The sequence below is a fragment of the Aminobacter sp. P4_H6_2 genome (assembly GCF_056400805.1).
Map to the genome: position 1 here is coordinate 1 of NZ_JBFUKO010000760.1, position 2,322 is coordinate 2,322.

The following is a 2,322-nucleotide window of genomic DNA, read 5'->3' on the forward strand; positions in this document are numbered from 1 at the left end:
GTGCTGATCGGGATCGAGACCAAGGACCGGCGTAATTTCGACCTGCTTCGGGCGCGCTTCGACGTCGAGGGCGTGCAATATCAGGACATCACCGACAACGAAACGCTGGCCGGCTTCATCATATGAGCGTGTTCGTCGCGCTGTTTTCAGGCATCAATGTCGGCGGCAACCRCATCGTCAAGATGGCCGAACTCCGGGCCTTCTTCGAAGAGCTCGGCTTTGCCGATGTCGCAAGTTACATTCAAAGCGGCAATGTCGTGTTCAAGGCCGATGCCACTGATGCGACGGCGCTAACCGCAACAATCGAAGCGGCATTCGAAACGCGCTGGGGCTTTCGCTCGCGCATCATGGTGCGCGATCTCGGCTGGTATGAGAGGCTTGTGGCGGAAAATCCCTATCCCGATGTCGCGGACGACCACAAGAAACTGCACGCTTATACGCTGGAGCGCGCTCCGGTTCCGGCCGAGATTGCGCCGCTGGCCGAGCGCAACGCCGGTCCTGAAAGCTTCGAGGTCAAGGGCGACGTCCTTTATCTTCACGCGCCCGAGGGATTGGGCAAGTCGAAATTCGCCGAAATTCTGCCGCGTACCCTCAAAGTGCCGGGCACGGCGCGCAACTGGCGCACCGTGCTGACTTTGCTTGAGATGGCCAGAAAAGCCTGAGGGCTTTCTTTGCCTGCGCATCGTGCTTTCTGAAGGTTACCAGCTGCCGGTATTCGGCATGGACAACCACGGCTCTGCCGGCGCCTTGCGCTCACCCTTCTGCAGCAGCTCGATCGAGATGCCGTCSGGCGACYTGATGAAGGCCATGTTGCCGTCGCGCGGCGGGCGGTTGATGGTCACGCCSTTGTTCATCAGGTCCTGGCAGGTGGCGTAGATGTCGTCGACCTCATAGGCRAGGTGGCCGAAATTGCGGCCACCCTGATAGTCTTCCGTGTCCCAGTTGAAGGTCAATTCAAGCAGCGGCGTCTGGCGCTCGCTGCCGGCACCCACGTCTTCGGAGGCGGCGAGGAAGATCAGCGTGTAGCGGCCCTTCTCGTTGGTGGAGCGACGGATCTCCTTCATGCCAAACTTGGTGCAATAGAAGTCCAAAGAGGCGTCGACGTCTTTGACGCGGACCATGGTGTGGAGATAGCGCATCGCTTTTCCTCGGCTTTGTGGGTTCGAGTTCATGGGGTTCGCCGATACATAGGGCGGGCGCCACGCGCTCGGCAACCGCCATAGCGACTTTTGTGCGGAACTGGTGCGAAGCTTGTGCCTATCTCGGGACCAAGTCGAAAAATGGCGGAACGGCCCTTGCGTAAGTCCAAAGTGGAAGTGTTAATCTTATCTCAAGAATCAGTAATGGCGTTTGCAAGGAAAAGGGGGCGTTCTTATGGGGGAAAAGGCCTCTCTCGTGATGCAGAATGGCACTGGCCGCGATGCATTTGAACACGATGACAGCGTCGATGGCGTTGGTCTGGTCGAAATTTCCGGCGCCATCAAATGGTTCGACGTGGCCAAGGGCTACGGCTTCATTCTCCCCGACAGCGGTGTTGGAAGCGACGTGCTGCTGCATGTCACCTGCCTGCGTCGTGACGGTTTCCAGACAGCACTCGAAGGTGCTCGCGTCGTTTGCCTGGTAAAGCAGGGCGACCGTGGCCTGCAGGCCTTCCGCGTGCTTTCCATCGACAATTCGACAGCAGTGCATCCCGCCGAAATGCAGGAGCAGCGCACCCATGTCGCGGTGACCGCGGAAAGCGGTCTCGAGCGCGCGCTGGTCAAGTGGTTCAACCGCACCAAGGGCTTTGGTTTCCTGACGCGCGGTGAAGGCACCGAGGACATTTTTGTCCACATGGAAACGCTGCGCCGCTTCGGCGTCACCGAGCTTCGGCCCGGCCAGGTGGTGCTGGTTCGTTTCGGCAAAGGCGACAAAGGCCTTATGGCTGCCGAAATTCACCCTGATTTAGGCACCTTGCCGGTCTCGCACTAGGTCGAGACCGCCGCGGGGATTTTATGACCTTACGCAAATTTTTGATCGCCGGAGCGCTCGGTGCCGCATTGCTTGCGGTGCCGGCTTTGGTCGTTTCGCTCGCCCTCACGGCACCGAGCATGGCGCAAGAGGCGATGGCCCTGCCGGTCGATGCCGATCCGCTGATCGCGGTGACCGCCATGGGCGAGGTGCCGTTCCGCATCGAGATTGCCGACGAGCCGGGCGAACGCGCCATGGGGCTGATGTTCCGCAAGGATCTCGCCGACGACCAGGGCATGCTTTTCGTGTTCGAACAGACCCAGCCGGTCGGCTTTTGGATGAAGAACACGCCGCTGCCGCTCGACCTTGTCT

At 60.0% G+C, this 2,322-nt stretch carries 4 protein-coding genes; 3 read left to right on the forward strand and 1 reads right to left on the reverse strand.

The window, feature by feature from the left end; genetic code table 11:
* Positions 1-122 precede the first annotated feature (122 nt).
* A complete protein-coding gene (locus AC1DUU_RS29750) occupies positions 123-662 on the forward strand; it encodes a DUF1697 domain-containing protein (protein ID WP_476786912.1) in 540 nt (179 codons plus the stop codon).
* Positions 663-698: 36 nt separating this feature from the next.
* On the opposite strand, the gene gloA is transcribed toward AC1DUU_RS29750, so the two are convergent.
* Positions 699-1,139 carry a lactoylglutathione lyase gene (gene gloA / locus AC1DUU_RS29755; protein ID WP_476786913.1) on the reverse strand — a complete coding sequence of 147 codons (441 nt, stop codon included), beginning with the start codon at positions 1,137-1,139 and terminating at the stop codon, positions 699-701.
* A 259-nt stretch (positions 1,140-1,398) separates the two neighbouring features.
* Here gloA and AC1DUU_RS29760 point away from each other — a divergent pair, with 259 nt between their 5' ends.
* Both AC1DUU_RS29760 and AC1DUU_RS29765 read left to right on the forward strand, forming a co-directional pair.
* Positions 1,399-1,971 carry a cold-shock protein gene (locus AC1DUU_RS29760; protein ID WP_476786915.1) on the forward strand — a complete coding sequence of 191 codons (573 nt, stop codon included), beginning with the start codon at positions 1,399-1,401 and terminating at the stop codon, positions 1,969-1,971.
* Between the two features lie 23 nt (positions 1,972-1,994).
* On the forward strand, positions 1,995-2,322 hold a 328-nt coding region (locus AC1DUU_RS29765), incomplete at its 3' end, for a DUF192 domain-containing protein (RefSeq protein WP_476786914.1).

Excerpts from the sequence above, each read along its gene's own strand:
- AC1DUU_RS29760 (WP_476786915.1), top strand. The coding sequence starts at position 1,399 with ATGCAGAATGGCACTGGCCGCGATGCATTTGAACACGATGACAGCGTC.